Source organism: Flavobacterium sp. MAHUQ-57 (genome assembly GCF_051908335.1).
Lineage (GTDB): Bacteria > Bacteroidota > Bacteroidia > Flavobacteriales > Flavobacteriaceae > Flavobacterium.
On record NZ_JBPZTE010000006.1, the window covers coordinates 1,460,347 to 1,487,041 of the forward strand.

Annotated in this window: 26 protein-coding genes; 16 read left to right on the forward strand and 10 right to left on the reverse strand. The window is 33.5% G+C overall.

What is annotated here, in order from left to right:
- Position 1: 1 nt before the first annotated feature.
- From ACS8MM_RS07180 to recR, 4 genes are all read right to left on the reverse strand, one after another.
- On the reverse strand, positions 2–967 hold the full coding sequence (locus ACS8MM_RS07180; RefSeq protein ID WP_379714702.1) for an SDR family oxidoreductase: 966 nt from the start codon (positions 965–967) through the stop codon (positions 2–4).
- A 14-nt stretch (positions 968–981) separates the two neighbouring features.
- Positions 982–3,438, reverse strand: a complete 2,457-nt coding sequence (locus tag ACS8MM_RS07185) for a polysaccharide biosynthesis tyrosine autokinase (protein ID WP_379714705.1) — start codon at positions 3,436–3,438, stop codon at positions 982–984.
- A 5-nt stretch (positions 3,439–3,443) separates the two neighbouring features.
- Positions 3,444–4,235 carry a polysaccharide biosynthesis/export family protein gene (locus ACS8MM_RS07190; protein WP_379714708.1) on the reverse strand — a complete coding sequence of 264 codons (792 nt, stop codon included), beginning with the start codon at positions 4,233–4,235 and terminating at the stop codon, positions 3,444–3,446.
- Between the two features lie 73 nt (positions 4,236–4,308).
- Positions 4,309–4,929 (reverse strand): recombination mediator RecR, encoded by a 621-nt coding sequence (gene recR / locus ACS8MM_RS07195; protein ID WP_379714710.1) that lies wholly within the window; start codon positions 4,927–4,929, stop codon positions 4,309–4,311.
- Between the two features lie 166 nt (positions 4,930–5,095).
- Between recR and ACS8MM_RS07200 the strand changes: the two genes are divergently transcribed.
- Together ACS8MM_RS07200 and ACS8MM_RS07205 are read left to right on the forward strand one after the other, a co-directional pair.
- Positions 5,096–6,592 carry a sodium:solute symporter gene (locus ACS8MM_RS07200; protein ID WP_379714712.1) on the forward strand — a complete coding sequence of 499 codons (1,497 nt, stop codon included), beginning with the start codon at positions 5,096–5,098 and terminating at the stop codon, positions 6,590–6,592.
- A 1-nt stretch (position 6,593) separates the two neighbouring features.
- On the forward strand, positions 6,594–7,034 hold the full coding sequence (locus tag ACS8MM_RS07205; protein ID WP_379714714.1) for a c-type cytochrome: 441 nt from the start codon (positions 6,594–6,596) through the stop codon (positions 7,032–7,034).
- On the opposite strand, the gene ACS8MM_RS07210 is transcribed toward ACS8MM_RS07205, so the two are convergent.
- A complete protein-coding gene (locus tag ACS8MM_RS07210) occupies positions 7,031–7,387 on the reverse strand; it encodes a CoA-binding protein (RefSeq protein WP_379714716.1) in 357 nt (118 codons plus the stop codon). The two genes, ACS8MM_RS07205 and ACS8MM_RS07210, sit on opposite strands and share 4 nt — an antisense overlap.
- Positions 7,388–7,497: 110 nt before the next feature.
- Here ACS8MM_RS07210 and ACS8MM_RS07215 point away from each other — a divergent pair, with 110 nt between their 5' ends.
- Together ACS8MM_RS07215 and ACS8MM_RS07220 are read left to right on the forward strand one after the other, a co-directional pair.
- Positions 7,498–8,124, forward strand: coding sequence for a MarC family protein (locus ACS8MM_RS07215; RefSeq protein WP_379714718.1), 627 nt, complete (start codon positions 7,498–7,500; stop codon positions 8,122–8,124).
- Positions 8,125–8,160: 36 nt separating this feature from the next.
- A complete protein-coding gene (locus ACS8MM_RS07220) occupies positions 8,161–8,487 on the forward strand; it encodes a hypothetical protein (RefSeq protein ID WP_379714720.1) in 327 nt (108 codons plus the stop codon).
- A gap of 150 nt (positions 8,488–8,637) precedes the next feature.
- Here the strand turns inward: ACS8MM_RS07220 and ACS8MM_RS07225 are convergent, their stop codons facing one another.
- Entirely contained in the window at positions 8,638–9,366 is a 729-nt protein-coding gene (locus ACS8MM_RS07225) for a hypothetical protein (RefSeq protein ID WP_379714722.1), read from the reverse strand.
- 924 nt (positions 9,367–10,290) lie between these two features.
- Between ACS8MM_RS07225 and ACS8MM_RS07230 the strand changes: the two genes are divergently transcribed.
- From ACS8MM_RS07230 to ACS8MM_RS07280, 11 genes are all read left to right on the forward strand, one after another.
- Entirely contained in the window at positions 10,291–11,121 is an 831-nt protein-coding gene (locus tag ACS8MM_RS07230; protein WP_379714724.1) for a hypothetical protein, read from the forward strand.
- A 185-nt stretch (positions 11,122–11,306) separates the two neighbouring features.
- The gene (locus ACS8MM_RS07235; protein ID WP_379714727.1) at positions 11,307–12,746 is read left to right on the forward strand and encodes a toll/interleukin-1 receptor domain-containing protein; all 1,440 of its coding nucleotides are present in this window, start codon (positions 11,307–11,309) and stop codon (positions 12,744–12,746) included.
- Positions 12,747–12,927: 181 nt separating this feature from the next.
- Complete coding sequence (locus ACS8MM_RS07240) at positions 12,928–13,527, forward strand: hypothetical protein (RefSeq protein WP_379714729.1); 600 nt, start codon at positions 12,928–12,930, stop codon at positions 13,525–13,527.
- Between the two features lie 192 nt (positions 13,528–13,719).
- Positions 13,720–14,088 carry a hypothetical protein gene (locus tag ACS8MM_RS07245; RefSeq protein WP_379714731.1) on the forward strand — a complete coding sequence of 123 codons (369 nt, stop codon included), beginning with the start codon at positions 13,720–13,722 and terminating at the stop codon, positions 14,086–14,088.
- 219 nt (positions 14,089–14,307) lie between these two features.
- On the forward strand, positions 14,308–14,916 hold the full coding sequence (locus ACS8MM_RS07250) for a hypothetical protein (protein WP_379714734.1): 609 nt from the start codon (positions 14,308–14,310) through the stop codon (positions 14,914–14,916).
- A gap of 153 nt (positions 14,917–15,069) precedes the next feature.
- A complete protein-coding gene (locus ACS8MM_RS07255) occupies positions 15,070–15,549 on the forward strand; it encodes a hypothetical protein (protein WP_379714736.1) in 480 nt (159 codons plus the stop codon).
- A gap of 194 nt (positions 15,550–15,743) precedes the next feature.
- Positions 15,744–16,319: a hypothetical protein gene (locus tag ACS8MM_RS07260; protein ID WP_379714739.1), complete on the forward strand. Its 576-nt coding sequence runs from the start codon at positions 15,744–15,746 to the stop codon at positions 16,317–16,319.
- Between the two features lie 194 nt (positions 16,320–16,513).
- Complete coding sequence (locus ACS8MM_RS07265; RefSeq protein ID WP_379714742.1) at positions 16,514–17,038, forward strand: hypothetical protein; 525 nt, start codon at positions 16,514–16,516, stop codon at positions 17,036–17,038.
- Positions 17,039–17,252: 214 nt separating this feature from the next.
- The gene (locus ACS8MM_RS07270; RefSeq protein ID WP_379714745.1) at positions 17,253–17,648 is read left to right on the forward strand and encodes a hypothetical protein; all 396 of its coding nucleotides are present in this window, start codon (positions 17,253–17,255) and stop codon (positions 17,646–17,648) included.
- A 299-nt stretch (positions 17,649–17,947) separates the two neighbouring features.
- Positions 17,948–18,361: an energy transducer TonB gene (locus tag ACS8MM_RS07275; protein ID WP_379714748.1), complete on the forward strand. Its 414-nt coding sequence runs from the start codon at positions 17,948–17,950 to the stop codon at positions 18,359–18,361.
- Between the two features lie 177 nt (positions 18,362–18,538).
- Positions 18,539–19,144: a hypothetical protein gene (locus tag ACS8MM_RS07280; RefSeq protein ID WP_379714751.1), complete on the forward strand. Its 606-nt coding sequence runs from the start codon at positions 18,539–18,541 to the stop codon at positions 19,142–19,144.
- Between the two features lie 402 nt (positions 19,145–19,546).
- Here the strand turns inward: ACS8MM_RS07280 and ctlX are convergent, their stop codons facing one another.
- The 3 genes from ctlX to ACS8MM_RS07295 all read right to left on the reverse strand — a co-directional run bounded on the left by ctlX (position 19,547) and on the right by ACS8MM_RS07295 (position 22,839).
- A complete protein-coding gene (gene ctlX / locus ACS8MM_RS07285) occupies positions 19,547–20,482 on the reverse strand; it encodes a citrulline utilization hydrolase CtlX (RefSeq protein ID WP_379714755.1) in 936 nt (311 codons plus the stop codon).
- Positions 20,483–21,439 (reverse strand): arginase, encoded by a 957-nt coding sequence (locus ACS8MM_RS07290; protein ID WP_379714758.1) that lies wholly within the window; start codon positions 21,437–21,439, stop codon positions 20,483–20,485. It abuts the gene before it with no gap.
- Between the two features lie 116 nt (positions 21,440–21,555).
- On the reverse strand, positions 21,556–22,839 hold the full coding sequence (locus tag ACS8MM_RS07295; protein WP_379714761.1) for a citrate synthase: 1,284 nt from the start codon (positions 22,837–22,839) through the stop codon (positions 21,556–21,558).
- A 286-nt stretch (positions 22,840–23,125) separates the two neighbouring features.
- On the opposite strand from ACS8MM_RS07295, the gene ACS8MM_RS07300 reads away from it, so the two are divergent.
- Positions 23,126–23,818 carry a hypothetical protein gene (locus ACS8MM_RS07300; protein ID WP_379714763.1) on the forward strand — a complete coding sequence of 231 codons (693 nt, stop codon included), beginning with the start codon at positions 23,126–23,128 and terminating at the stop codon, positions 23,816–23,818.
- Between the two features lie 104 nt (positions 23,819–23,922).
- Here the strand turns inward: ACS8MM_RS07300 and ACS8MM_RS07305 are convergent, their stop codons facing one another.
- Positions 23,923–26,520 (reverse strand): DUF7619 domain-containing protein, encoded by a 2,598-nt coding sequence (locus ACS8MM_RS07305; RefSeq protein ID WP_379714766.1) that lies wholly within the window; start codon positions 26,518–26,520, stop codon positions 23,923–23,925.
- Positions 26,521–26,695 lie beyond the last annotated feature (175 nt).

The following is a 26,695-nucleotide window of genomic DNA, read 5'->3' on the forward strand; positions in this document are numbered from 1 at the left end:
TTTATTTCAAATTTTCCCAGTACCATTTTACAGCTTCTTTCAAACCTGCTTCCAATGAAAACTCGGGGTTATATCCTACTAATTCTTTTCCTTTTTCAATACTTGCTAAAGAATGAGGAATGTCTCCCTCTCTATTTGGACCATACTTAATTTCTACATCCGCAATTTTAGCATCGAACTTGGCCAGTTCATTTTTTAGAATGTTAACCAATTGATTCAAAGTAGTCCTATCACCAAATGCAGTATTAAACACAGTATTGATTGCACTTGGATTTTGAGTCAACATTGCCAATTCATTCATCTGGATGACATTATCGATATAGGTAAAATCTCTGGAGTAATTTCCATCACCATTAATCACGGGACTTTCATACTTCATCAACTGCATTACAAATTTTGGTATCACTGCGGCATAAGCCCCGTTTGGATCCTGTTTTCTACCGAACACATTGAAGTATCGCAAACCTATAGTTTCAATTCCATAGGTTTTGCCAAAAATTTCAGCATACAATTCATTAACATACTTCGTAATGGCATAAGGCGAAAGCGGTTTTCCTATAACTTCTTCTACTTTTGGCAGTCCTTGAGAATCTCCGTATGTAGACGAACTCGCAGCATAGACAAATCGTTTTACACCCGCTTCTTTAGCAGCGTGTAATACATTTAAAAAACCAGAAACATTCACTTCATTGGAAGTTAACGGATCTTTAATTGATCTAGGCACTGAACCCAAAGCGGCTTGATGTAAAACATAAGTTACTCCCTGAACCGCTTTTTGGCAATCCTCATAATTTCTAATATCCCCTTCAATAAACTCAAAATTCTTAGTATTGAATAGATGTTCTATATTTTTTTTGTGGCCAGTTGCAAGATTATCCAAACAAACCACATGGTATTCTTTTTCTAAAAAATACTCACATAAGTTTGATCCGATGAAACCTGCCCCTCCCGTAATTAAAATTTTCATATCGGAAGTGTCATTTATTTTTTAAACAAGTTGTCAAAAAACTCTTTTATTCTATTTCTTTTTTCAGGCATATCTAGGTATCCTTCTCCATAGGCTCCATAACCATATCCATAACCGTAACCGTACCCATAACCGTAGCCATATTTAGCTTTATTTTCAAAACCATTGAAAAGAATACTGATATTATCCAACTCTCCTCTTTTGTGTTTGTTATTGACCAAAGTCAACATATCTTTTCGGGTCACATTTTGCCTTACCACATATATAGTTGCATCACAATACTCTGTTAATTCTAGAGCATCTGATACAAGTCCAACCGGTGGTGTATCTAAAATAACGTAGTCGTACTGAAGTTTTAAATCTTCAATCATTTGTTTCATGCTTTCACCCATGATTAATTCGGAAGGATTTGGAGGTACTGGCCCAGCCGTAATCAGGTCAAGATATGGAATTTCCGTTTTCAGCGTAATTTCTTCCAATGTTTTCTGTCCAATCAGGTGATTAACCACACCAACATTATTTTCATATCCGAAATCCTGAAATATTTTAGGTTTTCTTAAATCAAGTCCAACGATAACTGTTTTCTTTTCACTTAAAGCGAAAACAGTAGCGATATTCATCGAACAAAAAGTTTTTCCTTCACCACTGATGGAAGAAGTCAACATCAAAACTTTAGAACCTGCCTGTTGCTTTTTATACAAAAACTGCAAAGACGACCTAACAGCTCTGAAGCTTTCTGCTAAAGCTGATTTGGGTTTTTCAAATACGGCCAAATTAGAATTCGTATGTTTTTTACCAATAACACCGATTATTGGAATTTTAGTCAATTTTCCGATATCCTCAGTATTTTTAATGGTATTATCCAATAGCGTTAAAACAAAAATTAAAAAAAGAGGCAATAGCACACCTAAGAATAAAGCCAAAACATAATTCACACTGGTTTTAGGGCCAATTAACCCTCCGCCTGTATCCTTCGCAGGATCAATAAATTGAATATCCGATAAATTGGCCGCTTTGACAATATCAGCTTCGCTTCGTTTTTCAAGAAACGAATTATAGATGCTTTTATTCAAATCGTATTTTCTGTTGATTTTAACTAATTCTTGTTGCTGTTCAGGTAACTTTTTAATGGTATACTCGGCCGCATTAATTTTTCTATTTATGGCACTCAAATCATATTGCATCGACACTTTTGCGGCCTCAATATTTTCAAGTAGCACTTTTTTCAAAGCCTCCATCTGAACATCGAAATCCTTAAATTTCTTATCATTTTTCACAACATAAGCCATTTCGGCTCTTTCTGCTGACAAATTGGTAAGTTTAGACACATTGGACACAATATTTGGATCTTCGATACCTGCAACAGAAGGTGCCGGAAGTTTAGAAAAATCACTATTTGAAAGTAAGTAACTTTTAAGCGTGTTGTAATAGGTAATTTTCCTGTTCAATAAATCCTTTTCAACATCTAATTCGGTTAATTGGTCTGTAAATTTACTTCCACCCGCTTCCACTTCATAGATATTTTTGCCTCGGCTAAAATCTTTTAATTCGGCTTCAGTATTTTTCAATTGACCCTCCATTGCAATCAATGTACTATCGATAAAATCAATGGTGTTTTCAGCAAACTGATTTTTCATCTGTAACTGTTTTTTAATCAAAACATTTACAGTTCCATTCAAATAATCAACCATTCTTGCCTTATTTGTACCTGAAAGATTTAATCGTACAATCGAACCCGCTTTAACATCATTTTCAATATCTATTCCTTGGTAGGCAGCTACAACTCCATTAAAATCAGCGAAGCGAATCATATAGGTAGCACCATCATAAAAACCAGGGTTTTTTACCAATTTCAGTTTTAAATTCAAAAAAGGAAGCGCTATTTGTTGACCTAGACTATACTTTCTCTGAAATACATCAACCGGCACGTTCGTTTGTGAATACTCGCCAGTCGAATAATTATATAAACTTGCTTTTGGTTCTTCAAAGGGGATCGACAATTCAAATTCTTTACTATTCAAAAAGTGAATCGTAATTAATTTCCCGTGAAGTTGTGGCAAATTTTTATTTATTTCTACTGAAAAGGGCACTTCTCCATAAGCATCTTCAATGTCATATTTCCCTTGTCGTAAATACTCAATATAGTATTGCAATTCATTGACGACATCCTCATTATGCGAACGTGATTTTATGGTTGTCATTAAAGTACTCACCTGATCGGATGTTCCTCCCCAATTAAAAACCAAACTAGTATTAGAGGTAAAAAAAGGATTATTTTCTTCTTTATAGGCTATTGTCGTAGCCATCCCATAAATTTTTTGCTTTCTAATATTTACTTGATAGGCTATTGTAAAAGTTACCAGTAAACTAATTAAAAACCAATACCAGTATCCTACTATCTTAGAGAAAAGCGCTTTAAAATCGAATGTATTATGCGATTCGAAAAAGGTAAAATCCTTAGTATCCAGCATACCGATTAATTATTTTTAATGATTAAATATGTAGTCAACACTAGAGACAAAGCACTAAAAATAGTGGTAAACGATTGCAATCCGTTGGTACCAATACCCCATGTTTTTTGTTTTAAAGGTTTGACATAAATATAGTCATTCGGTTGAATATAATAATAAGGAGATTTAATGACATCTACATTCGTCAAATCTACAGAATGAATTTCAGTTCCATGTGGATACTGACGAATAATAACCACATCTTTTCTATTACCTACCAAAGTAATATCTCCACTATTGGCCACAGCTTCCAAAATAGTCACTTTATCTTGTAATAAAGTTTTGGTTCCCGGAGACGCTATTTCACCATTGATAGTATATCGTAAACCGGCCAATTTCACTGTAACAAAAACATCTGCTTCTCTATTGAAGTAATCTTGAAGCAACTGCTTTTCAATTTTTTGTCGGACTTCATCAAAAGTCAATCCCATTACCGCAACATCTCCTAAAATAGGAATACGGATATTACCATGGTCGTCAACGGTAAACCCATCAAAGTAAAGTCCTTCAGGACTGGTTGACACTTTACCATCTGACGCAACATTAAACATTTCCACCAATTTTGAATCCAGCGCCTTGATACGGATACTTACCACATCGCTTACTTTCAAACGATACGGTTTCAAAGCCATTTGTTCGATTGCGGCAGTTTGATTTTTTGAATTGGCATCTTGGATATACACCAAATCTTTGTTTGAGATGCATGAAGTCATAAAAAGTAATGACAACATTCCCAAAAAACAGTATATTTTACTCATTATTAGCTAGAATTTCGAAAACAAATATAGTTTTTCATTTACAAAAAAGAAACCTTACAACGATTAAATTGTATTAAATATTGCGAAGTGAGTTCTCGAATGGGATTCGGTTAACGATACTTCTTCCCAGCGTAACTTCATCTGCATACTCCAACTCGTCACCCACCGAAATTCCGCGTGCAATAGAAGAAGTTACGACACCTGTTTCTTTTATCTGTTTGTAGATATAGAAATTGGTTGTATCGCCTTCCATTGTTGAACTCAATGCAAAAATGATTTCCTCTACACCCCCACTTTTGACTTTCTCCACCAAAGAACTAATATTCAACTGACTAGGTCCGATTCCATCAATGGGTGAAATTTTTCCGCCAAGTACATGATAAATCCCACGATATTGTCCTGTATTTTCTATCGCCATAACATCTCTAACATCTTCCACTACACAAACCAAATGGTGATTACGGTTTGTATTAGCACAGATTTCGCAAACGGTTACGTCTGAAATATTGTGGCAGCTTTGGCAAAATTTGATTTCCTCTCTCATGGTTGTCAAAGCCGAAGTTAAAAAGCCGGTTTGCTCTTTCGGTTGTTTTAACAAATGCAGCACCAAACGCAAGGCAGTACGTTTCCCGATACCCGGCAATTGTGCCATTTCATTTACTGCTTTCTCTAAAAGTTTTGAAGAAAATTCCATGGTACAAAAGTAGTAATTTAGACTGTTTGATTGTTCAAATATTGGATTTTTAGACAACCAAAGGATTCTGTTTCTTTAATTCTATCCTGTCCAACAAATAAACTACCATCGAAATTAACCAATTGACAATTTTTCGTATTTTGGCACTTCTAAAATTCAATCACAAATGACGCCATTTGCCATTCTATCCCTTATCGTAGTTTATTTCGGTATTTTATTTTTCATTTCACATGTTATGAGCAAGAATAACAGTGACAATGATTCCTTTTTTAAAGCCAATAAAAACTCGAAATGGTATTTGGTTGCGTTTGGAATGATAGGAACCGCCCTATCTGGCGTTACGTTCATATCGGTTCCAGGGGAAGTAGGAAATCCCGATTTACAATTTAAGTATTTTCAGTTCGTACTTGGAAACGCTATAGGGTTTATTATAGTAGCCACTGTCCTACTACCTTTGTATTATCGCATGAATTTAACCTCAATTTATGGCTATATCGAGCAAAGATTAGGCAAGACGAGTTATAAAACCGCAGCTTCGATTTTCTTAATCAGTCGCACAATAGGTTCAGCGTTTCGATTGTATTTAGTGGTAATCGTTTTACAACGTTATGTATTTGATTATTACGGAATCCCTTTTACAGCAACGGTCTTTCTGTCCTTATTATTAATTTTTGCCTATACCTACAAAGGAGGATTAAAAACCATCATCATTACGGATACATTACAAACCTTCTTCTTGGTTTCCTCCGTGTTTCTTACGATATTTTTCATCTGCAAAAGTTTAGACTTGAGTGTTTTTCAAGCATTTGAAACTGTAAAGGAAAGTCAATATTCAAAAATCTTCTTTTTTGATGATTATTTAAAAGGCAATTATTTTTGGAAACAAATCTTGGGTGGAATTTTCGTAACCATAGCCATGGTAGGTCTTGATCAGGATTTAATGCAGAAAAATTTAAGTTGTGCCAATATTGGCGAAGCCCAAAAAAACATGTTCACTTTTACAGGAATCTTTGTAATTATTAACATTTTCTTTTTGAGTGTTGGCGCCTTACTTTATATGTATGCAGAGAGAAACGGAATTGCAGTTCCTATGTTAGATAATGTAGCCCGAACCGACTTCCTATTTCCCGAAATTGCTTTAAAATCGCTTGGACTAATTCCAGCCATTGTATTTTTATTAGGATTAACTGCAGCCACATTTGCTACAACCGATTCGGCATTAACAGCTTTAACCACTTCTTTCTGTGTTGATTTTTTAGGAATGGAAAAAAGTGAAAACATTAACAATCCAAACATTGTAAGAACACGTCATTTAGTACATATTGGTTTTTCGTTTTTAATGTTTTTAGTCATAGTATTTTTTAATGCGGTGAATGATGCTTCTGTAGTCAAAATGATTTTTAAAATTGCATCTTATACATACGGCCCACTTTTAGGATTGTATTCTTTTGGTTTGTTTGTAAAAACCAAGACGGTTCACGACAAATTAGTCCCTTTGATTTGTTTGATTTCCCCAGCAATCTGTTATTTCATCTCCACCTATTCGTCAGAATGGCTAGGAGGTTATACCATTGCAGAAGAGCTAATTATCATCAACGGATTGATTACCTTCATTGGATTGTTGTGTATTAGTAAACCGGCGACAGGAGAAACCCGTTTTTAAGATGTCCAAAATCAAAAAGAACCTATTAAAAACTGTATCCATTGTAGTATTCGGAATCAGTATAGTAGTTGTTCTTTTATTTTTTTACGCCCTTCAAAGACCACCGAAAGCGATAGTCGAGAAAAGGGAGTATGAACCCTTTGTTCCTTTTTGTGGCACCAAAAACTCTTCAAGCATCGGAAAAGCTATCTTTTCTATTAATTGTGCAGCGTGCCACAAACTCAATGGTTTCAATGACATTATCTTACAGCAATATGCTACTTACAGGGATACTCTTTATTTCGAAAATTACGTACGACATGAGGATTCATTGGTCACAACAAACAAAACAAGAGTTAGCAACCCGATGCATGATTCCGATTTTACTCATAATTTTGATTTCCTAAGTCCAAAAGACATGAGCGAACTCAAAATTTACATTGACTCATTCCTTCTCAATTAAAACTGATTGATAGACAGCAATACCAAAGTACAGGCAGCTTCATAGGGGATGTTGTTTTGTTCCAAAAGCGCATACAATTCGGGATTCTCGGTACCGGGATTGAAGATAACCCTTTGCGGTTGTAATCCCACTATATAATCATAATACTCTTTTTGACGCATTGGATTGACATACATCGTAATCGTATGAATTCCGTTCCAGTCGGGGAATCCTGTTTGAATTTCGACCGGGCCAACCTTTTCGTTTTTTAATCCAATGGCCACTACTTCGTGACCGTGATCCAACAATTTATTTATCGCTAAAAAAGAATAGCGCTGCGGATTGGAAGACGCTCCTATAACTAATGTTTTCATTCTGTTTTTTATTATATCATAAAATTAGTACATTTAAACTAATATAAACTCTAGCTTAACATTACTTTCATAATTGAAAGGAAATTGAAGGCTATCTTTGCAAAAAACAAATGGATTTATTTTTCTACATTTTCGCCGCCTTGTTTTCGGTATTGAACCCTATTGGCGCTATCCCCGTATTTGTTGGACTTACTTCAGGCTACTCTAAAGAGGAATTAGCCAAAACATCACTTTGGACCGCCATCAATGTATTTATCATATTGATAGTGGCGTATTTTATGGGTGAATATGTGCTTCAATTTTTTGGCGTAAAACTAGAAGCCCTGCGAATTGCCGGGGGATTGATTATTGCCAATTCCGGTTTCGGACTGTTATCGGGACAAGTGAAAAAACGCAAAGGAATTAACAAAAAAGTAGAAACCGAAGCGCAACAAAAACACGCTATTGCCTTAACACCACTAGCTATGCCTTTATTGGCAGGACCGGGTTCTATCTCGTTATTGATTGCCTTTTACCAAGAACACAACAATTGGGTGGCCCGATCGATTGCCGTAGTTTCGATACTTGGTGTTGCCGTTGCTATTTATCTTGTATTACGAAGCGCGAACTATTTGGTAAAATACTTAGGCGAATCTGGCATTGTTGCCATTTCGAGAATTGTAGGTTTCTTTGTTATTGCCATTGGCATTCAATATATCGTAGAAGCTTTGATTAAAATTATTCATGCTAATTTTTAATGGGATTGTTACTCATTAGATCGTTAGACTATTAGATTGTTCGATTGTCTGACTACTGAATACTATAAAGAAGTATACCGAGAATTAACGAGTGTAAAAAGTGCGAAAGCAAAAACGCTAAGTGCAGTCGCGAGAAAGCAAAGTGCAGGAGCGAGAAAGCAAAATGCAGGAGCAAGAAAGCAAAATGCAGGAGCAAGAAAACAAAGTGCAGGAGCAAGAAAGCAAAGTGCAGGAGCAAGAAAACAAAGTGCAGGAACAAGAAAGCAAAATGCAGGAGCGAGAAAACAAATTGCAGGAGCAAGAAAGCAAAATGCAGTTGCGAGAAAACATAAAAATGTTGTAGCAGTTACGGTGAAGCCATAAAAATACCTTGTCACTATCTGGAAAATTCTTGAAGTGACAAGGTTTTTTAGTTCTATTCATTTACAACTGTATTTGAAAGAAATGATTTTTACTCCTACTTGTTTTACATTTCAAAATCAAGTGGGATTGTCTTTCATTTTTGTTGTGTTATCAATCCACCTTCTTAAAAGGGATACCGCTTATTTCCTTGAATTGTATACTCCTTGCTCCATAGGCTGCTTTTACGTAATCTTTTACCTCTAGTGCAATGGCTACTAATCCGTTGTCTTTGTCATAAAACAGTTGGTTTCTTTGGTTGCGGGCGTTACCGATGCTCGCATGGGCTTCTGAGACGGCGTCATTTTTTTCGATTAGCTCGATTTGTTTGGCAATTAATGTCTCGATTTTAAGTTCGTTCTCGTTGGGTTTAAAACTCGCTTCCGACTTTAGTACTGCGATGAGTCCCATAAAGTGTTGCACTTGCTGCACATAGGATTGTTGGCTAGCGCTGATTATTTTGGGAGCGGGCGTGTTGAGATCGGTATGCTCGACAATTTTAGAGGCTCTCCTACCCAGCAGTTTGCGTTGGAACCCTTTGGCGTCGTCGATTCTTTGAGGTGAAGCGTCGGTAATTTTTAAGGTATTGACCAAGCGAGTGGATAAGGATTGCAGGTCTTGAAATGCGAGGGTTCTGTTGGCGATGGCTACGTTGAAATCGGAATTTTTCTCGATGACGTTCGCCAATTCTATTCTTGCTTTGTTGACAATGGTGTTGAGATGGGGGATTTTGAGGGTGTCTTTCGGCGGGTTGTAGGTTGTACCGAAGTGGTTTAGTTTGTCGATTAGACTTTTGAAGTTGGCTACATTTTTAGCGTGACCGGTTTCGAATGTTGTACTCATGATTAAAAAATTTTGATTGTTGATTGCGCAATGTCTTTCACTGCGTCTTGCTATTTGAGAGAAATACCTTACAAATGGTGTGCCAAAATTTAGACTGCATAGACTGCTTAGATTTTTAGACTACTTAGACTGCTTGGACTACTTGGACTGCTTGGACTACTTAGACTGCTTGGATTTATTAGACTTCTTAGACTTTTTAGACTTTTTAGACTTTTTAGACTGCTTGGACTGCTTGGACTGCTTAGACTGCTTGGATTTATTAGACTTCTTAGACTTTTTAGACTTTTTAGACTTTTTAGACTGCTTAGACTGCTTGGACTACTTAGACTGCTTGGATTAATTAGACTAGTTAGATTTTTAGACTGCTTGGATCTTTAGACTGCTTGGACTACTTAGACTACTTAGATTTTTAGACTGCTTGGACTGCTTAGATTAATTAGACTTCTTAGACTTCTTAGACTTTTTAGACTGCTTGGACTGCTTGGACTGCTTGGATTTTTAGACTACTTAGATTTTTAGACTGCTTGGTCTGTTTCGATTTGACTTTTAAAACGAAGGGGGTATGGGCAAGTGTGAGGATTTGTGGCTTCGAGTGCCTCAGCCACCAAGATATTTCGACAGGCTCAGTATCCGAGGCTCAGCCACCGGGGTGAAAAACGAGTAGAACTACGTATTGTGGGATTGGAGGGATTTTGGGATATTGCGGAGGGCTAGCACAATAGCACCGCTACCCACTGTGCTTCTGGAAGTATAAAAAACATTAAACAGAACCAAGGCGGATGGCGTAGTTGTAAAAAAATTCTGTATATTTATGAGCGCTGGTTTGTAGTGGGTGTATACCTAGAATAGAGTTGTAGGTGCTAGGAAGTGGTGGGTGTATATTAGTTGTGGGCAATTTTCCGCGTGAACGTAAAATAAAAAACTATGATAAAATGGTTTGCTGATAATACCGAATTAACGACTGAAAAAGGGAAAGAGAATAATGTCTTAATTTTCGGTGGAGTATTAGTCAATGAAGAGGCTGAAAATAAAATAATTGATTTAATGAAAACCATAAAAGGAGAATATACGTTTGCTGATTTACCCGTAAAATGGAACTTCAAGGATTTGGAAAAGACTTATAAGGAGTTAAACAAAGTTGATGATTATAAAAAAATGTTAGCCAAATCTTCCGAATGGAGGACAGCGATAATAGAAAATTCGATAAATATAGATTACAAAATAATAGTTGTGTGTTTAGAGCGACATGAGTCAGACAAACCAATCAAGATTATAAAGGAAAAACTTGTAAATATTTCCTTTGCGCAAGCTTTAATGAGAGTTGGAATGTTTTCAAAATATCAAACAGACGAAACAAAATTTGAAATCATTCTGGATTGGCCAGAAAGTAGTAATCCAAAACCTTTCAATAATGAGTATTATTATGCTTATAATCGCGGTCATTCAGCAAATAAGATCAATTATCTTTCTGGAAAACTTAAAGATTTAGGATTCAATGAATCATTATATTATACCAAATGCACTCATTCGTCTGTATTACAATTTTCTGATATTATAATTGGTGCAACTAAAGATTTTGTATTAAAAACTCTTTACGGTTTTGAAAACTCACTTGGTTATAATTTGACAGAAATATTTAAAGTTAAATTTTGTGGCTATCCTGATAAAACAATTGAGTATGGATTAAATTATAGTCCAAAAAATGAGAATTATAATAAAATTCAAAAAGAGATAAATAAGAAAAATGGGGTATAACAGCTGGCTTCACGCAATGGCAGTATAATTAGAAAATTCATGTATTTCTTTCGCAAGAAATATTATCTTAGCAGAAAGAACTCTGTCCCGAACTATGCCATTTCGTGAAGCTGACAGGAATTTAGCAGTAATAGTTTTGAAACTCTCAATAAATAAAAAACATAATAAAACATAAAAACAGAATTTTGAGCAAAAAAATATTTATTTCATATAGTTGGGGTACAAAAGAACATCAAGATTGGGTAGTTAATCTAGGCAAACGATTAATGGGAGATTCTGTTGACGTAGAATTAGACAAATGGAGTTTGAAAGATGGACATGATGTTCATAGTTTTATGGAATCAATGGTTAAATCAAAAGAGATTTTTCGTGTATTAATTATCTGTGATAAAATTTACAAAGAAAAAGCAAATGACAGACAAGGTGGTGTTGGAACTGAAACACAAATAATAACTCCTGAAATCTATTCAGACGAAAAACAAGAAAAATTTATACCAATTGTTGTTGAAAGAGATGAATATGACAAACCATATTTACCAATCTTTTTATCCTCAAGAAAATATATTGATTTCTCAAATGATGATTTTTTTGAAGATAGTTATGAAGAACTTCTACGAAATATTTTAGAAGCTCCATCAATTCCAAAGCCAAAACTTGGAAGTACAATTCCACTTTATATAACGGAAACAAAAGTAAATAATATTGCATCTAACTCTATTTTAAGAACATTAGAAAATCAGTTCAAAAAAAATCCTGAAAAAATAAATAATTACTCTTCTCAATTTTTAGAACAGTTTTTAACTGATTTATGGGAGTTTCAGTTTAAATCTACTAAACACCAAATTAATGAGTTTGGAGATGACTTAATAAACAATTTGAAATCATACAAATTATTGAGAGATGATTTTATCAAATTTTTATTTATCTCTACATCAACAGAATCGGAATTGGACGTTGATTTATTGATTGAATTTTTCGAAAAAAAAACTTTATATGAAAGACCTAGAGAAGAAGTTAGTAGTTTCACAACATCTACTTTTGATAACTATAAAATAATTTTTCACGAATTGTTCATCTATACAATTTCTGTATGTTTAAAGAATAAAAACTATAAACTTTTAGAAGATTTATTGCAATCAAAATACTATTTCAAAAATTCTTACGGCAAAAATGAAGGCTTAAGATTTACTAAAATTTATACTTATCATAGGAATTTAGAAAACTATTATGAAACCAAATATCAAAAAACATCTGGATTTGGCAATTACATCATAACAAATTTATTTGAAAAAATATCAAGAGAAGACATTATTTTGGGTGATACTATTTGTCATTATATCGGAGAATTATTTGGAACTAATGATTATGAAGATTCTTGGTTTCCAGCTACCTATATATTCAACAACACAAACAGTTTTGATTTTTTTGAAAGAATAAGTTCTGAAAGACATTTCAATAAAGTAAAAGGTATTTTCGCTATTGAAACTCCAGAAGAATTAAAAGAACTAATAATTAAATACTCTGAAACTAAAAAATCCTCTGAAAGAATTAGATATGGTCGCGGATATTCAATACCTTTTTTCCATGAAGTAGTAAAATCTGAAAATATTGCAATAAATAGATAACCACTACTGCTAACATCGGTAACTGTTGCCAATTCCTCTATTTTCAAAATAACTCCAAAAAAAACCTTGTAAAGGATTTTAAAGGATTTTAAAGGATTTTATAAAGAAGTATTTTGGTTATATTTGAAGAGGTTTGTGGGGTAGTTTCACGGGCTGATGTTGTACGATATTATAGAAAACCATGAATACATTTAAACAAAGTAAATTTTTCATAACGAGAGAATTCGAAATTACAGAAACACATTTAAACTATAGGGTTTTAAAATACGGGAATGAAACTGAATTAAAAATTCCTTTTGAAAATCTACGCGAAAAAACTTCTTTTCGTAATTTAAATATTGAATTTCTCTTTATCGCAGGATTTTTTGGATTACTTGCGTCCTTGTCTGTATTTTGGAAAATGGAAGACGAAACGATAGACAGTGGAATGATATTTTTCTTCGGATCCGTTTCAATAGGCTTTTTACTGTATTTTATAATCGGGAGAGTAAATCAATGGAGAATAAGATTGTCCAATAACCAATATGTGTTTATCAATAAAAAAAATCCTTCTCAATCACAAACGGAGGATTTCATAAACGCAATATATGAAGCTCAAAAAGAATATTTAAGATCAAATTATTTAATAATTGATTCTCGTTTAAATTATGAAAATCAAGTTGAAACCTTGAAATGGCTAAAGTCACTAAATGCAATATCTCAAGAAGAATATAAACAAAAATATGAGGAATTGAGAAAACTTATATTACCAGAAAAAAGGACTATTGGCTTTGAAAAATAACATCGCCTAACAGCAGTAACTGTTGCACAACTACCATTTTTTCAAAATAACTCCAAAAGCATCCTAGTAAAGTACTTTAAAGGCGTTTATAAGCAAGTATTTTAGGTATATTTGAAGGGGTTTGTGGGGTTGTTTCGCAGACTTACGTTACTGGCAATTTTAAATCAACTTTTAATTCAAAATCACGTTTTTATGAAAAAATATTATTCCATATTATTAATATCACTTACAATAGGATGCAATAATAATCCTTCACAAACAGAAAAAGAATATATTAAAAACTTAGAAGAAAAAAATGCTGCCTTAGAAAAAGAACTCCAAGAGAAAAAAGACAAATCTCAAGGAAATCTAGATGAATCAACAAAACCTTCAAGTAACTATTTTACTATTGGTTCGACAGAAAATGAAGTACTTGAAATTATGGGAGACCCTGAATCTTATCGTGATGTAGGTGTATTTAAAATGTTTATCTACGGACGGAGTACAATAACTTTTGAAAATGACAGAGTTAAAAGTTATGATAATTCAGACGGAAATTTAAAAGTTAGGGTAAGAAAATAAAACTGCCTACAACAGCCGTAACAGTATCAAAATCTCATTTTTCCAAAACAACTCCAAAAAAAACCTTGTAAAGTATTTTAAAGGATTTTATACGAAATTATTTTGGTTATATTTGGTGAGGTTTGTGAGTTTTTTCACAGACTGACGTTAGCCGTAATATTACTGAACGACAGAGAATTAAGACAAAAAAAAATACATGTAATTAATATAAGATAAAAATTGAAAGAATTTAAAATTTTTGAAAAACAGTTTGTTTGGACTAGAACTAATACTATCAATTTTGTAATTGTAATTTTAGTGTTGATAATTCTTTTTATTTCATTGATTTTGAAAATCGAAAAATCTACACTTTTAACTTCATTATTACTTACAGTTTTAGCTTTTTATTTCATAGGATTGTCTTTAAAACTTACTAACTTTAATCGTGTTCAACAACTTCAAGGGAAATTAACAGGAAAGGTTTTTTTTGAGAAAGATTATATTCAAATCAATGAATTAAGAATTAATCTTGACATAATAAAAAAAATTGAAATTACTGGGGTGGATTGGGTTGGTCTTAGAAATACAAATTACTTATTGAGTTATAATTATGAAAATGGATTATCTAATGGAACTAAAAATTATCTGTTAATTGAATTTAATGACAATAAAAAACGGAAAATACAATTTCAACAAAATAATGCTTGTGAATTTAAAGAAATTGAAGAAGTAATAAAACACTATTATGTAAATAACAAAATAGGATACTTGAATTGTGTTGCTATTCTTTGCTTATCAGAACAAAAAGAATGGAACGAATTTAAAAATCTGAATGAACACTACAGCTAAGAGGCGTTTGGCAAAAAAGCGGGGTCAGTGGTTAAATGAAGCTTTGTGCTTCGTATTAAGTTCAGTGCTTGGTTGACAGTGAAGTGCTTCGAAATTGCCAACTTCGGGGGTAGCTTCGGAACGATATGCGACAAATTTAAAACTATGAATTCAATGGAATTTATTATAAAATATAGAGATGGGCTTCAGCCAAGCAACCATAGATACCAAAAATGGCCCGAAGAATTGACAAACAAAAATTCACGTGTTTTCAAAAGAACCTTCAACCAAACAGAATACGAAAAACAACAACTATATTGGATGTTAAGCAACTACATTGGAGAGAGGAAAGATGGAGAATTCTACTTTCATCAACAGTTTGTTGAAAACAAAGACATTTCAGGAATAACTGTCGAAGATTTAAATAATTTCTTTTTAAAAAATGGAAAAATACAAGATGAATATTCTCCTAAAGAAGGAGATCAATTACTAATCTTCAGCGATTTTTATTATTGCGAAATAAAGAATATCAAACGGAAAGCTTCATTTGAAAATGTTTCGTACATATATCGTGAAGGAAAATGGGTTCACGACTATTATATTCATGCACTGCATAAAACCCAAATTATCCTAAATGGAATTATTACCATTTAATACGCGGTAAAACAGCGTTAACTGTTGCACAACGGCTCTATTTTCAAAACAACTCCAAAAACATCCTAGCAAAGCACTTTAAAGGCGTTTCTACGAAAGTATTTTGGTTATATTTGGGGAGGTTTGTGAGGTAGTTTCGCGGGCTGATGTTAGCGGTAGATTTGCTGAACTAATCGTAAAAAACAAATAAGAATATGAAAAAACTTCAAATATTACTATTCATAATTGCATTTAAAGGATTTTCACAAGCCGATACTACAAGAGTAGAAATAATAGAATCAAGAAATGAATCCAAAGTGGACACCGCATTTGTTGACACATATACAGACTATGAATATGGATATTCAATTAAAAAACCCAATTGGCTAAAAGTTGACAAACAATTTAATTTAAGCATGTGGGGCGGAACATTTCCAGCAGTACATAATATTGTAAACGCTGTTTTAATTGCTGGCTATAAAAAAGATAAATTTAAAAACTTTAAAGATTTTCAGAGAGTTTATATAACCGGAAATAAGTTTGGAGAAGTAACACTTTATAGCAAAAACCACATTTGGTACGGAAGAAATGAAAAAGACTTTAAAAAAATACGAAACGGAGTTTCTTCACGTGTCTTTACTTTCTTCAAAAACAAAATTTATCACAATCAATTTGTATTAATTGAAACCTCTAAAGCATATTTATTCATTAATTTTTGTGCTACACCAGAAACATATAATGAAAACATAACCAAATTTAATGAATTCATGAAAGGCTTAGAAATAAACTAAGCCCGCCAATAACATTAATAATTACAAATAAACCATTTAAAACTAAAAAAAACATCCTAGCAAAGCACTTTAAAGGCGTTTCTACGAAAGTATTTTGGTTATATTTGGTGAGGTTTGTGGGGTAGTTTCACGGGCTGATGTTATGTGGCAATTTTAACGAAAGGCAATTGAAAGAAAGAAAAACACTAAACAGAATGAATAAACTATTTATAGTATTTCTTATACCATTATTTTTACATTCTTGCAACCCAAAAAAGGATACTGAAAAGTTTCCCGCGTTTGACAAAAATGGAAAACTTAATGTTTACAGCGAAGAAGTTTATACAAAAATGTGGATGAAAAATAGAAACTTAAAGGTTAATGTTATAGATACATTTTGTATTAACCAAACAGCGAAAGCAAAAAAAGACATCCAAAACGGGAAATTGATCTATTTTGGTTTTCATGAAAGAGAATTTCCAAAGATGACAAAAATATTAAGTCAATTTGGGATTGAAACAAAAGAACATTTAGGGCGATGTGTTAGATTGGGCGGATTTGAACCTTATTGTTATCAAAAAGAAATGTATAAAGAAATTGATCGAAAATATGGAGAAAATTTTATTGATTCAATTTTTAAAGTTGCTCAAAGGGAGTTCATAATTGAAAATCCGAACATTGAATATATTGTAGATGGAATAGATTTAAGGAAAAAGATACTACAAGAAAACAGCCACTAACAAGCGTGAACGTAGCACAACTACTTTTTTTTTCCAAAACACTAAAAAACAACCTCATTTACTCCCTTATAAGCGAGGTTTTATTTAACAACTACTCATAAAACCAAGGAATTTCTTTTAAAGGAAGTATTTTAGGTATATTTGGTGCGGTTTGTGGGGTTGTTTCATGGGGTGATGTTAGGCGAGAGTTAAAAAAACCAACCAGAAAAAAAATATGAAATATTTTACACGTATTATTTTACTATTTATTAGTCTTTTACAATGGTCTTGTGAAATGCATTATACTTCAGCAATAGTAAATAACTCAAAAAAACCAATTACTGTTAAAGTCAAAATAGACAATGAAGCAATAGACAAAAAACGTAAAGAATATATAGAAAATGGATTTTTATTCGACAAAGAAAATCCGAAAGACTATGAAATATCAATTTCCCCATCAGAATCTTATGATCTAGCTGGAAGTATGCATACAAAACCAGACTTTTATAATATAAAAGAAATAGAAATTTACTCGGGAGATACATTAATTCTTAAATGCAGAAAAGATCAAATGCAAAAACTGTTTACTTCAGAAAGTAATTCAGGTAATTTAGAATTGATTGTAAAATAAACCTGAAATAAAAACTAGCAAAATGAAACCAAATTATGCAGAAACTTGAAAGTTTGATTTTGAAAAAAAAGCAAAATAAATGTATCTGAAAAAATCACTTAAGAAAAAATAACCCTCGCATAACAGTGTTAACTGTTGCGCAATTCCTCTATTTTCAAAATAACTCCAAAAAACATAGTATACAACCTTTTTTAAAGGCGTTTCTACGAAAGTATTTTGGTTATATTTGGTGCGGTTTGTGGGGTTGTTTCACGGGCTGATTTTGTACCTATTAACTCAAAGATTGTTTAAATTTGAAAATGAAAAACTTCCTACTTCTATTTTTTGTTTGTAGTACCCAATGTTTTTTTGCTCAAAACAATGAGTTGAAAAATAAAAAGGCTAGACCCTATTCAATCGAAAAAGACTTCGAAGTGGTTGCCACTTTCCCTACTGGTGAAGAAAATTTCAGAAAATATGTAACTGAAAATTTAAAACTTCCAGAAATAGAGGGTAAAATATCCGGAGAAATCATTATGAGTTTTACAATTGGAGTTGATGGCTTTTTAACAGACATTAAACCTGTAAAAAACACATTAGGAAATTACGGTGAACTAATTTCAATTGATGCTGTAAGAGTTTTACGATCTTGTCCAAAATGGAATCCTGCAACTATCGGAGGAAAACCAGTTAGAATGGAACAAAAGATTCCATTGAAAATTACAAATCCATAAATGTTACAACAAAGCACAACAGCATTTTGTTGTCATAGTTTTTTTTAGAGGTACTAGGAAAAATCAGAGTTTTTCACCAAATTGGTTTTGTACAAGCAACTCAACATTTGGGTAAATTAACACAACAACACAAGCTGGCAGGACGTTAGCGGTAATTCACCAAAAAACACACTACAAATGAAAGTCCTAAATAAAAGAACCCTAATTAACACTAAAAATGTGTTCGCAATTTCTTTACTTGTTATTGTTTTGACCATTTTAAGTGTTTGGTTTTATGGAATAGGAAAACATCAAACTGTTATTGAAAATTCTTTGATCTCAACTTCGATTATTTCAATCGTCTTTTTTCTTTTTATCTCTATCAGTTTATATAATGGAACTAAATTGAAAGATAATGTTGGAAAAATAACTGATACAATAAACACAAAAAGATTAAATATCCTAAAAGACTTAACGCCAGCAGATTTAAGTGGTTTAGAGATTGGAGCAGCTATTGCTGAAGGTATTGGAGGAATTATTATGAGCATAGTTTTATGGATTATTGTCACAATAGTTTTAAGTTTTTTATTTTACGCTTTGGGAGCAATTATTTGGTTTTCAGTTTTAGTGTTTTTAGCTATGTTGTATTGGATATTCTTCCGAGCTTTACGATTAATATTTAAGAAATCTGCTGAATGCAGTGGGAATTTTAAACTGAGTCTATTTTACGGAATCACCTATACTTTTTTATATAATTTTTGGATTTACGGCATACTATTTTTGACGGAATATTATGCAAAGTAAAAATCCTATTGCTAATTTAGTTTGGCCTCATTGCGGTATAACCATTACGTCGGAAAATTCAATGAAATGAGAAAACTACTTTTAGCATTTTTAAGAGGAAAAAGAAATCAAACTTTATGTAGTATATAGTATTGGTTTACCAAAGCAAAAATTCAAGATTGGTTTTCTCATGAATAAAAAACATTCTACTGTCGAGAAATATCAAAATGAAATAAGGAATACAGAAAACATAAAAATCATTTGGAGCAATCCACTGTCACTATAAATGCAGTTGCTAACAGCCGTTAAATTTACAAACCCCATAAGCCTATTATAAAGGTTTATGGGGTTTACACTTCATACAACCGACAAATTAATTCTATTTGTCTCCACTTTTAGCAGTAGTTTATACTGGGCTTTGAATTATTCTTTGGGTAGGAAAATTTCGGCCATCATGCAGCGGGCGCTTCCACCTCCGTATTTTTCAATTGTTTCAATATTTGAACTGATAATTGCTGCGTGTTTTTCCAGTTGTTCGATTTGTTTCGGTGACAATGACAAACGAGCCTGTTCGCTCATCACCAAATATTTCTTACCGTTTGCGCCTAAAACTTCCAACATATTTCCGGCAAATTGCGCGACCTGTTTTTCGTTGATTAGCAGAATTTCCTTTCCGTCCTGTTTCAGACTCTCCAATACGCTTTTGCGTTCGGTCTTGTCATCGATACATTCGGCACAAATAACGGCAAACGTTTCTCCAACGCACATCATAACATTCGTATGATAAATCAATTCTCTTTTATCATTAACCGTTTGATAGGCGTTAAAAATAATAGGTGTAAATTCGAAATCTTCACAAAATTCAATAAACAATTCTTCATCGGCACGCGGTGATAAAGCACAATACGCCTTCCCATTGACGCGATCCAGCACTATGCTTCCCGTTCCTTCGAGATACACTTGCTCCTCTTCCGCCTCAGAGTAATCCATCACATTTTCGATGACAAACCCTTTTTCTTCCAATATATCCAAAATATCTTCACGGCGTTCCAAGCGACGGTTTTCGGCAAACATAGGATAGATAGCCACATCCCCATTTTCATGGAAAGACACCCAGTTGTTCGGAAAAATACTATCGGGTGTATCGGTATCTTTGGTATCTTCTACTACAATGACATTTACCCCAACCGCTTCTAACTTGTCTACAAAAGCATCGAATTCCTGTTGCGCTTTCGCATTGATTGCTGCAGGCAACATGCCGTTTGATTCTTGTTGGTAGAAGTTGTTCACCTTGGTTTCTTCGTTCATTCGGAAAGAAACCGGACGAATCATTAGAATTGAATTCGTAATTTGTTGCATTTATTTTTTTTTAATTGCTTCTGTAATTGCTTCTACGATATCCATAGTAACTTCAGCCATCGTATTTTCTTTTTCATCCAAACACGGATTCACTTCTACAATTTCCATACAAGCTGTTTTAGGATTTTGAGCCAAAGTCACCAATAATTCTTTGGCTTCTTGAGGCGAAATACCGTTGGGTACCGGAGTACCTGTCCCGTGTGACGTCATGTCCGGATCCATAGAATCCACGTCGAAGGTAACATAGATGATATCACAATTTTTCAATTGGTCATTGATTCCTTCAACGATTTTTGCTACTCCTTGCGAACGTACATCGTTTACAGAAAACCATTTGATACCGTATTTATTGATGATGAATTCTTCTTGTTCTTCGGTATCGCGAACCGCAACATAGACAACATCTTCCGGTTTGATTTTTTGGGTTATGCCTCCAACATTTTTCAATTGGTTCCAAAGCGCCACTGTATCGGCATCCACTTCATTGATTTTGCATTCCAAATTATCTACATCCATGACCGAAGCCAAAGGCATTCCGTGCATGTTTCCAGAAGGTGTGGTATAGGGTGTATGAATGTCGGCGTGAGCGTCGATCCAAACTGCACCAATGCGTTTGTCTGGAAAGGCCGATTTCAATCCGGAGATTGTTCCGCCCGCAGAGCCGTGATCGGCAGCTAAAATGATAGGAAAAGAATTAGAATTTAGAATTTCACTCACTTTCGTATTAAGCTCCTGATATACGGAAAGTAGTCCGTCAATTCGTTTAGCGAAAGGATATTGTGTGGGTTTATCCAGATATCCGTTAGTGTTGGTTAGTTTTTCGAGAGTATTTTCCCCAAAAAGGTAACTCCCCTTTTTCCTGGCAGCGGTGATAATGGCATCTGGCCCCAAAGATGCACCACGCGTACCGGCAGTAATTTCTGATTTGTTGATTAGAAAAGTAACGTTAGTACTCATAAAGTTTTTATTTGATTGTAGTGCAGTAGTAACTGCGCAATCTATTTGTTTGCGGACAAATATAAAAAAAAGCTTCTCTAAAAGAGAAGCTTTTTGGGTATTAAATTGCTTTAATTTTATCTTTTATCCATTGGAACGAATGGTCGTAAAGGATAACCTGTATACACTTGACGCGGACGACCGATAGGTTCTTTATTGATACGCATTTCTTTCCATTGTGCGATCCATCCCGGAAGACGACCGATAGCGAATAATACGGTGAACATATCTGTTGGGATTCCTAAAGCGCGGTAGATGATACCAGAATAGAAATCAACGTTTGGATATAATTTTCTGTCTACGAAATAAGGATCTACTAAAGCTGCTTCTTCTAATTGTTTTGCGATGTTTAAGATTGGGTCGTTAACGCCTAATTCTTTCAACACTTCGTCAGCTGCTTTTTTGATGATTTTTGCTCTTGGATCGAAGTTTTTGTATACTCTGTGTCCGAATCCCATTAAACGGAAATCGTCGTTTTTGTCTTTAGCTCTTTCTAATGCTTTTTGTGCATCTCCACCGTCTTTTTGGATTTGCTCTAGCATTTCCAATACGGCTTGGTTAGCCCCACCGTGTAAAGGTCCCCATAAAGCAGAAACCCCTGCAGAGATAGAAGCGAACAATCCAGCGTGAGAAGAACCAACGATTCTTACTGTTGAAGTAGAACAGTTTTGTTCGTGATCAGCATGAAGGATGAACAATTTATCCAAGGCATTGATTACGGTTTTGTTTGTAGCATAAGGACCGGTTGGCAATGAGAACATCAATTTCATAAAGTTGTCTACATACCCGATAGTATTGTCGTAGTAGTTTAATGGGAATCCCATCATTTTACGGTACGTCCAAGTTGCAATTACCAAGAATTTACCCATGGTTTTGCAGATTGCCTCATACATTTCCGCTTCATTTTCTACGTTTACTACTTTAGGATTGAATGCAGTTAAAGCACTCGTTAATGAAGATAAAACACCCATTGGATGTGCTGTTTTAGGAAAACCATCGATGATGTTTTTCATTTCTTCATTGACCAAAGTGTATTTACGGATATCGGTTTCGAATTTCTCCAATTGTTCTTTGGTTGGCAACTCTCCGAAAATCACTAAATAAGACACTTCAAGAAAGTCAGCTTTTTCAGCTAATTCCTCGATAGCATACCCTCTGTAACGAAGAATACCTTCTTCTCCATCAAGGAAAGTAATATCACTTTTGCAAGAACCCGAATTTTTGTATCCTGGATCTAAGGTAATCGCACCCGTTAAGGCACGTAGTTTCTCAATGTCGATAGCGGGTTCGTTTTCGCTTCCTACAATCACTGGAAACTCATACTTATTGCCATCGTACTCTAATATCGCTGTTTTTGACATAATGTAATTTGGGAATTAATCTAAATTATATATTTTAACAAATTTATGGAAAACTGTGCGAAATAAAAAAGTTTTACTGAAACGTTTTCGTTAAATCTTTGCAAAGAGCAAACAGATAACCTAAAACACCTTACTACTTCTTAGTACACTATAAATTTACATGAAATTTAAGTGAATTGTAATTTAAAATCAAACAACTACGCCATCATCAAAAATAACAAGATAATTATAATAACTTTGTACTACAGCCGTTTAGTTGCTTAATGCTATTGAAACACAAGCCAAAATGCCTATTTTAAGATCACATCTTACTTTGTATTTTATTTTTGGAGCTTTGTATTTCCTTTCTACTTTCATGGATTGGAATTATGTTTCTTATTTTTCAAAGCCATTGTTCATTGGCGCCATTTTTTTTCATTATATAGAAGAAAGCAAAAAGAATGTAAATTTTTACAATTGCATTATCTTACTCTTCTTTTTTATCTCCGGAATCATCAATTTATTAGAAGGAGGCAGCTATTTAGTCTATGTACTGTTCTTTAATTTTCTAGCCTATTGCATGCTATTATTACAACTGATTAGAGAATTACGAAACAAAAAATTATACCGAATCGGAAAAGAAAACTACACTTCCATTTTATTGACGTTCATTTTCTTAGCCTGCTTACTTTACATATCGATATTGATCGTTTTTGACAGTTCATTTGAATTGTATAAAGTGATACTTGTCTACGATGCAGTTTTGATCACTTTTGTATTCTTTTCTGCTTACAAGTATGTTGCCGATCTCAACCAAAGGAACACCTTTTTAATTCTTTACGCTTTGATTACCATTATTTGTGAACTTTTTTACGGCATCTATTATTATTACTATAAAATAGCCTTCTTAAGATACACAAGTATTTTCTGTTATATCATTTCTTTTTATTTCTTAATGCATTACTTTTTAAAAGAAAAGGAAGCCGTAACTGAAGCATAAAACGCAAAAAACACCCTTTAACATTTGACGCTAACGGGTGTTTTATATTTACTAAAAACCTTTAGTTACGTATCTGCAATGCTTTTACCATAAAAAATTTACTTTTATTCTTTAATCACTTTTTCTATTTTAAGTCCGTCCTCAGTAAACACCTTAACAAAATAAAGTCCTGACGGTTTGGTTTGCAGTTCTAAAACATCATCGGTTTGATTCGTGATTTTATTTAACAATAATCTTCCCTGAACATCGAACAACTGGATCGATTTAATCATTCGGGCTGATTTAATATTAACTGAATTACGGGTAGGATTAGGATACACTTTTACCGAATTATCCCAAGCTACATCATCGAGATCCAATGTCTGAAAAACTGTAGTGGCAAAATTCGTAGTGATTGGCGCGTTATAATCGAAGAAAATATCTGCTTTATTAGCTACTTCATCACCTGAAACGAGGTTGTCTTTGGTTTTAATTTTAAATACCACATTTCCACGTCCTCCGGTTTCACCTCCATTTACAGGGGCTGCCAAATTGATATTTTTAAAAACAAATTCGACGTTATTCCCTTTTATCTTTGTTTCAACTGGATGCGAACTATTCAATACCTGTATTGATTCCTCATCAAACTTATTAGCATCAATAACATCTTTCACCACGACATTTACAGCACTTGCCGTTCCCACATTTTCGAAATTAATGATATAATGCAGATAATCCCCGATTTTAGTAGGCGATTCCACATTTCCTTCCAAACAAATTTTATCATTCGGATCACAAGCATTTACAACGATTTGATTATACACAAACTGATTATCAGCAGGCGTTTCGTCACTTGCCGTAGGATTAACCAAAACTGTAAAATTCAAAACATCACCACTATTAACCGCAGGAGTTTCCACTGAAGAATTTACATTGAATACTATTGCAATTTCCCTTTGTTCGAATGGCAATAGATTAGCAAAATTAAATGTGTACTGCCCAGTTGTTTGTAAATCTGGCGATGGCACTGAAGATACTAAATCCAAAACAGTATCATTAAAGTTCAGCATCACATTTCCAGAAAGCATTTGATTCCCTTTATTTTTATAAACTACCTTATAGAATGCATCAAAACCAGGACGAGCTAATAAAACAGGAGCAATCACAATTTCAAGATCAGGATGAACACCATTAGCAGTCATACAAAAATTCTGTACTACCGAATTATTATTGTTATTCGGAAAATTTATCGCTGTATTAGGAGGCGAGAAATTAAACCAAGACGGATTTTCCACATCAGGTGTCATGGTGAAATTTCCATTCTGTACGTGGAATAAATATTCAGCATTAGTATTTGTTAAAGAAGCACCTTCAACGAGGCCATCATTAATTTTAATTTTGATTGATGATTGTGGTAAATCTGCAGCATTACAGCCATCGTTTCCAGCATCGAACTTTACTATTCCCGATATAACATTGTAGTTTCCTCCAGGAATGAAGGAGCAGTATGTTGTTAAGCTTGGATTTATATTTTCACTTTGATCTACAATTGATTGAATAATGGAAAGCTCATCTTCATCGACACAAATAAATTGAAGAGTCGGATTGTCTGACCAAACATTATCTGTATTAAAATGATTAGTCCCATTTTTAATATTTATATAATTCAACAAGTTATTTGAACAAAGTAAATCACCAAACAAAGGGTTTTCTGAAAAATCCAATTGAGTCAATTGATTATTCCAACATAGCACACCTCTTAAATTCAACAAACCAGAAAAATCGAGATTGGTTAATTGATTATCTCCACAACTCAACGACACTAGAGCGGCTAATCCATTCAAGTTCAAACTTGTAAATTGATTATTATCACAGTGCAAATTTTGAAGTGCTGTCAATCCACCCAAAGAAACTGCTGCCATTTGATTATTGCTAAAATTTAAAGATTCTAAATTAACCAGTCCAGTTAGATTTATCGATATCAGATTGTTATTTGAGCAATTAACATTCTTAATCAAGACATTATTGGAAAGATCTAAACTACTTAGCAAATTATCATTACACTGCAACTCCTCCAAAACAGTTAAAGAAGATAAATTTAAATTAATTAACTGATTTTGAGAACATAACAACTTTTTTAGATTTGAAACCCCCGAAAAATCAATCGAGTTCAAATCACATCCAACAAGATTTAACTCCTCTAAATTTGAAAGATTGGCAATATTAAGCGAGGTTAATTGACCAGCATAACAATTAAACTTCTTTAAATTCATCAAGTTAGTCAAGTCTAATGTACCAATGTTTGTCCAGGCACAATCTAAACTATTTAAACTATTTAAATTTGAAAGATTTAAATTCGTCAATTCAAGATTCCCTCCCAGATCCAGAATTTCAAGACTGCTTAAGTTTGAGATAGATACTGTTGTCAGATTTACATTACTCGTACAATTCAGATACACCAAATTAATAAAATTATTAATACCCGTTAAATCAGTAATACCTCTATAATTCAAATTCAATTTCGTAACGACCAATGCTTCAGAAAGCTGAATTTCCCCATCATTATTTGTATCCGCATCTGAATCAAAACTATTATCCCCATCGCTATCTATACAGTTTGAATTCACTAATGCATTCTTAAAATTAACATCAGGTATATCAATAATCTGTGCTTCTGCGAATAAAGGAATTAAGACTAATAGTACTAAAAGTATTTTTTTCATATTTAATTTTTCAGTATTGTGCTTAGAAAATAACGTTTGTATGTTACAATTGAATGTTTGGATTTTTTTTTAGAGTTCTCAACATATTTTTCAGTAATTCCGTAATCAAATTACATTCAATGAAACCTTGTACTACTATGCACTCAAAAAAAAAAAAAAAAAAAAAAAAAAAAAA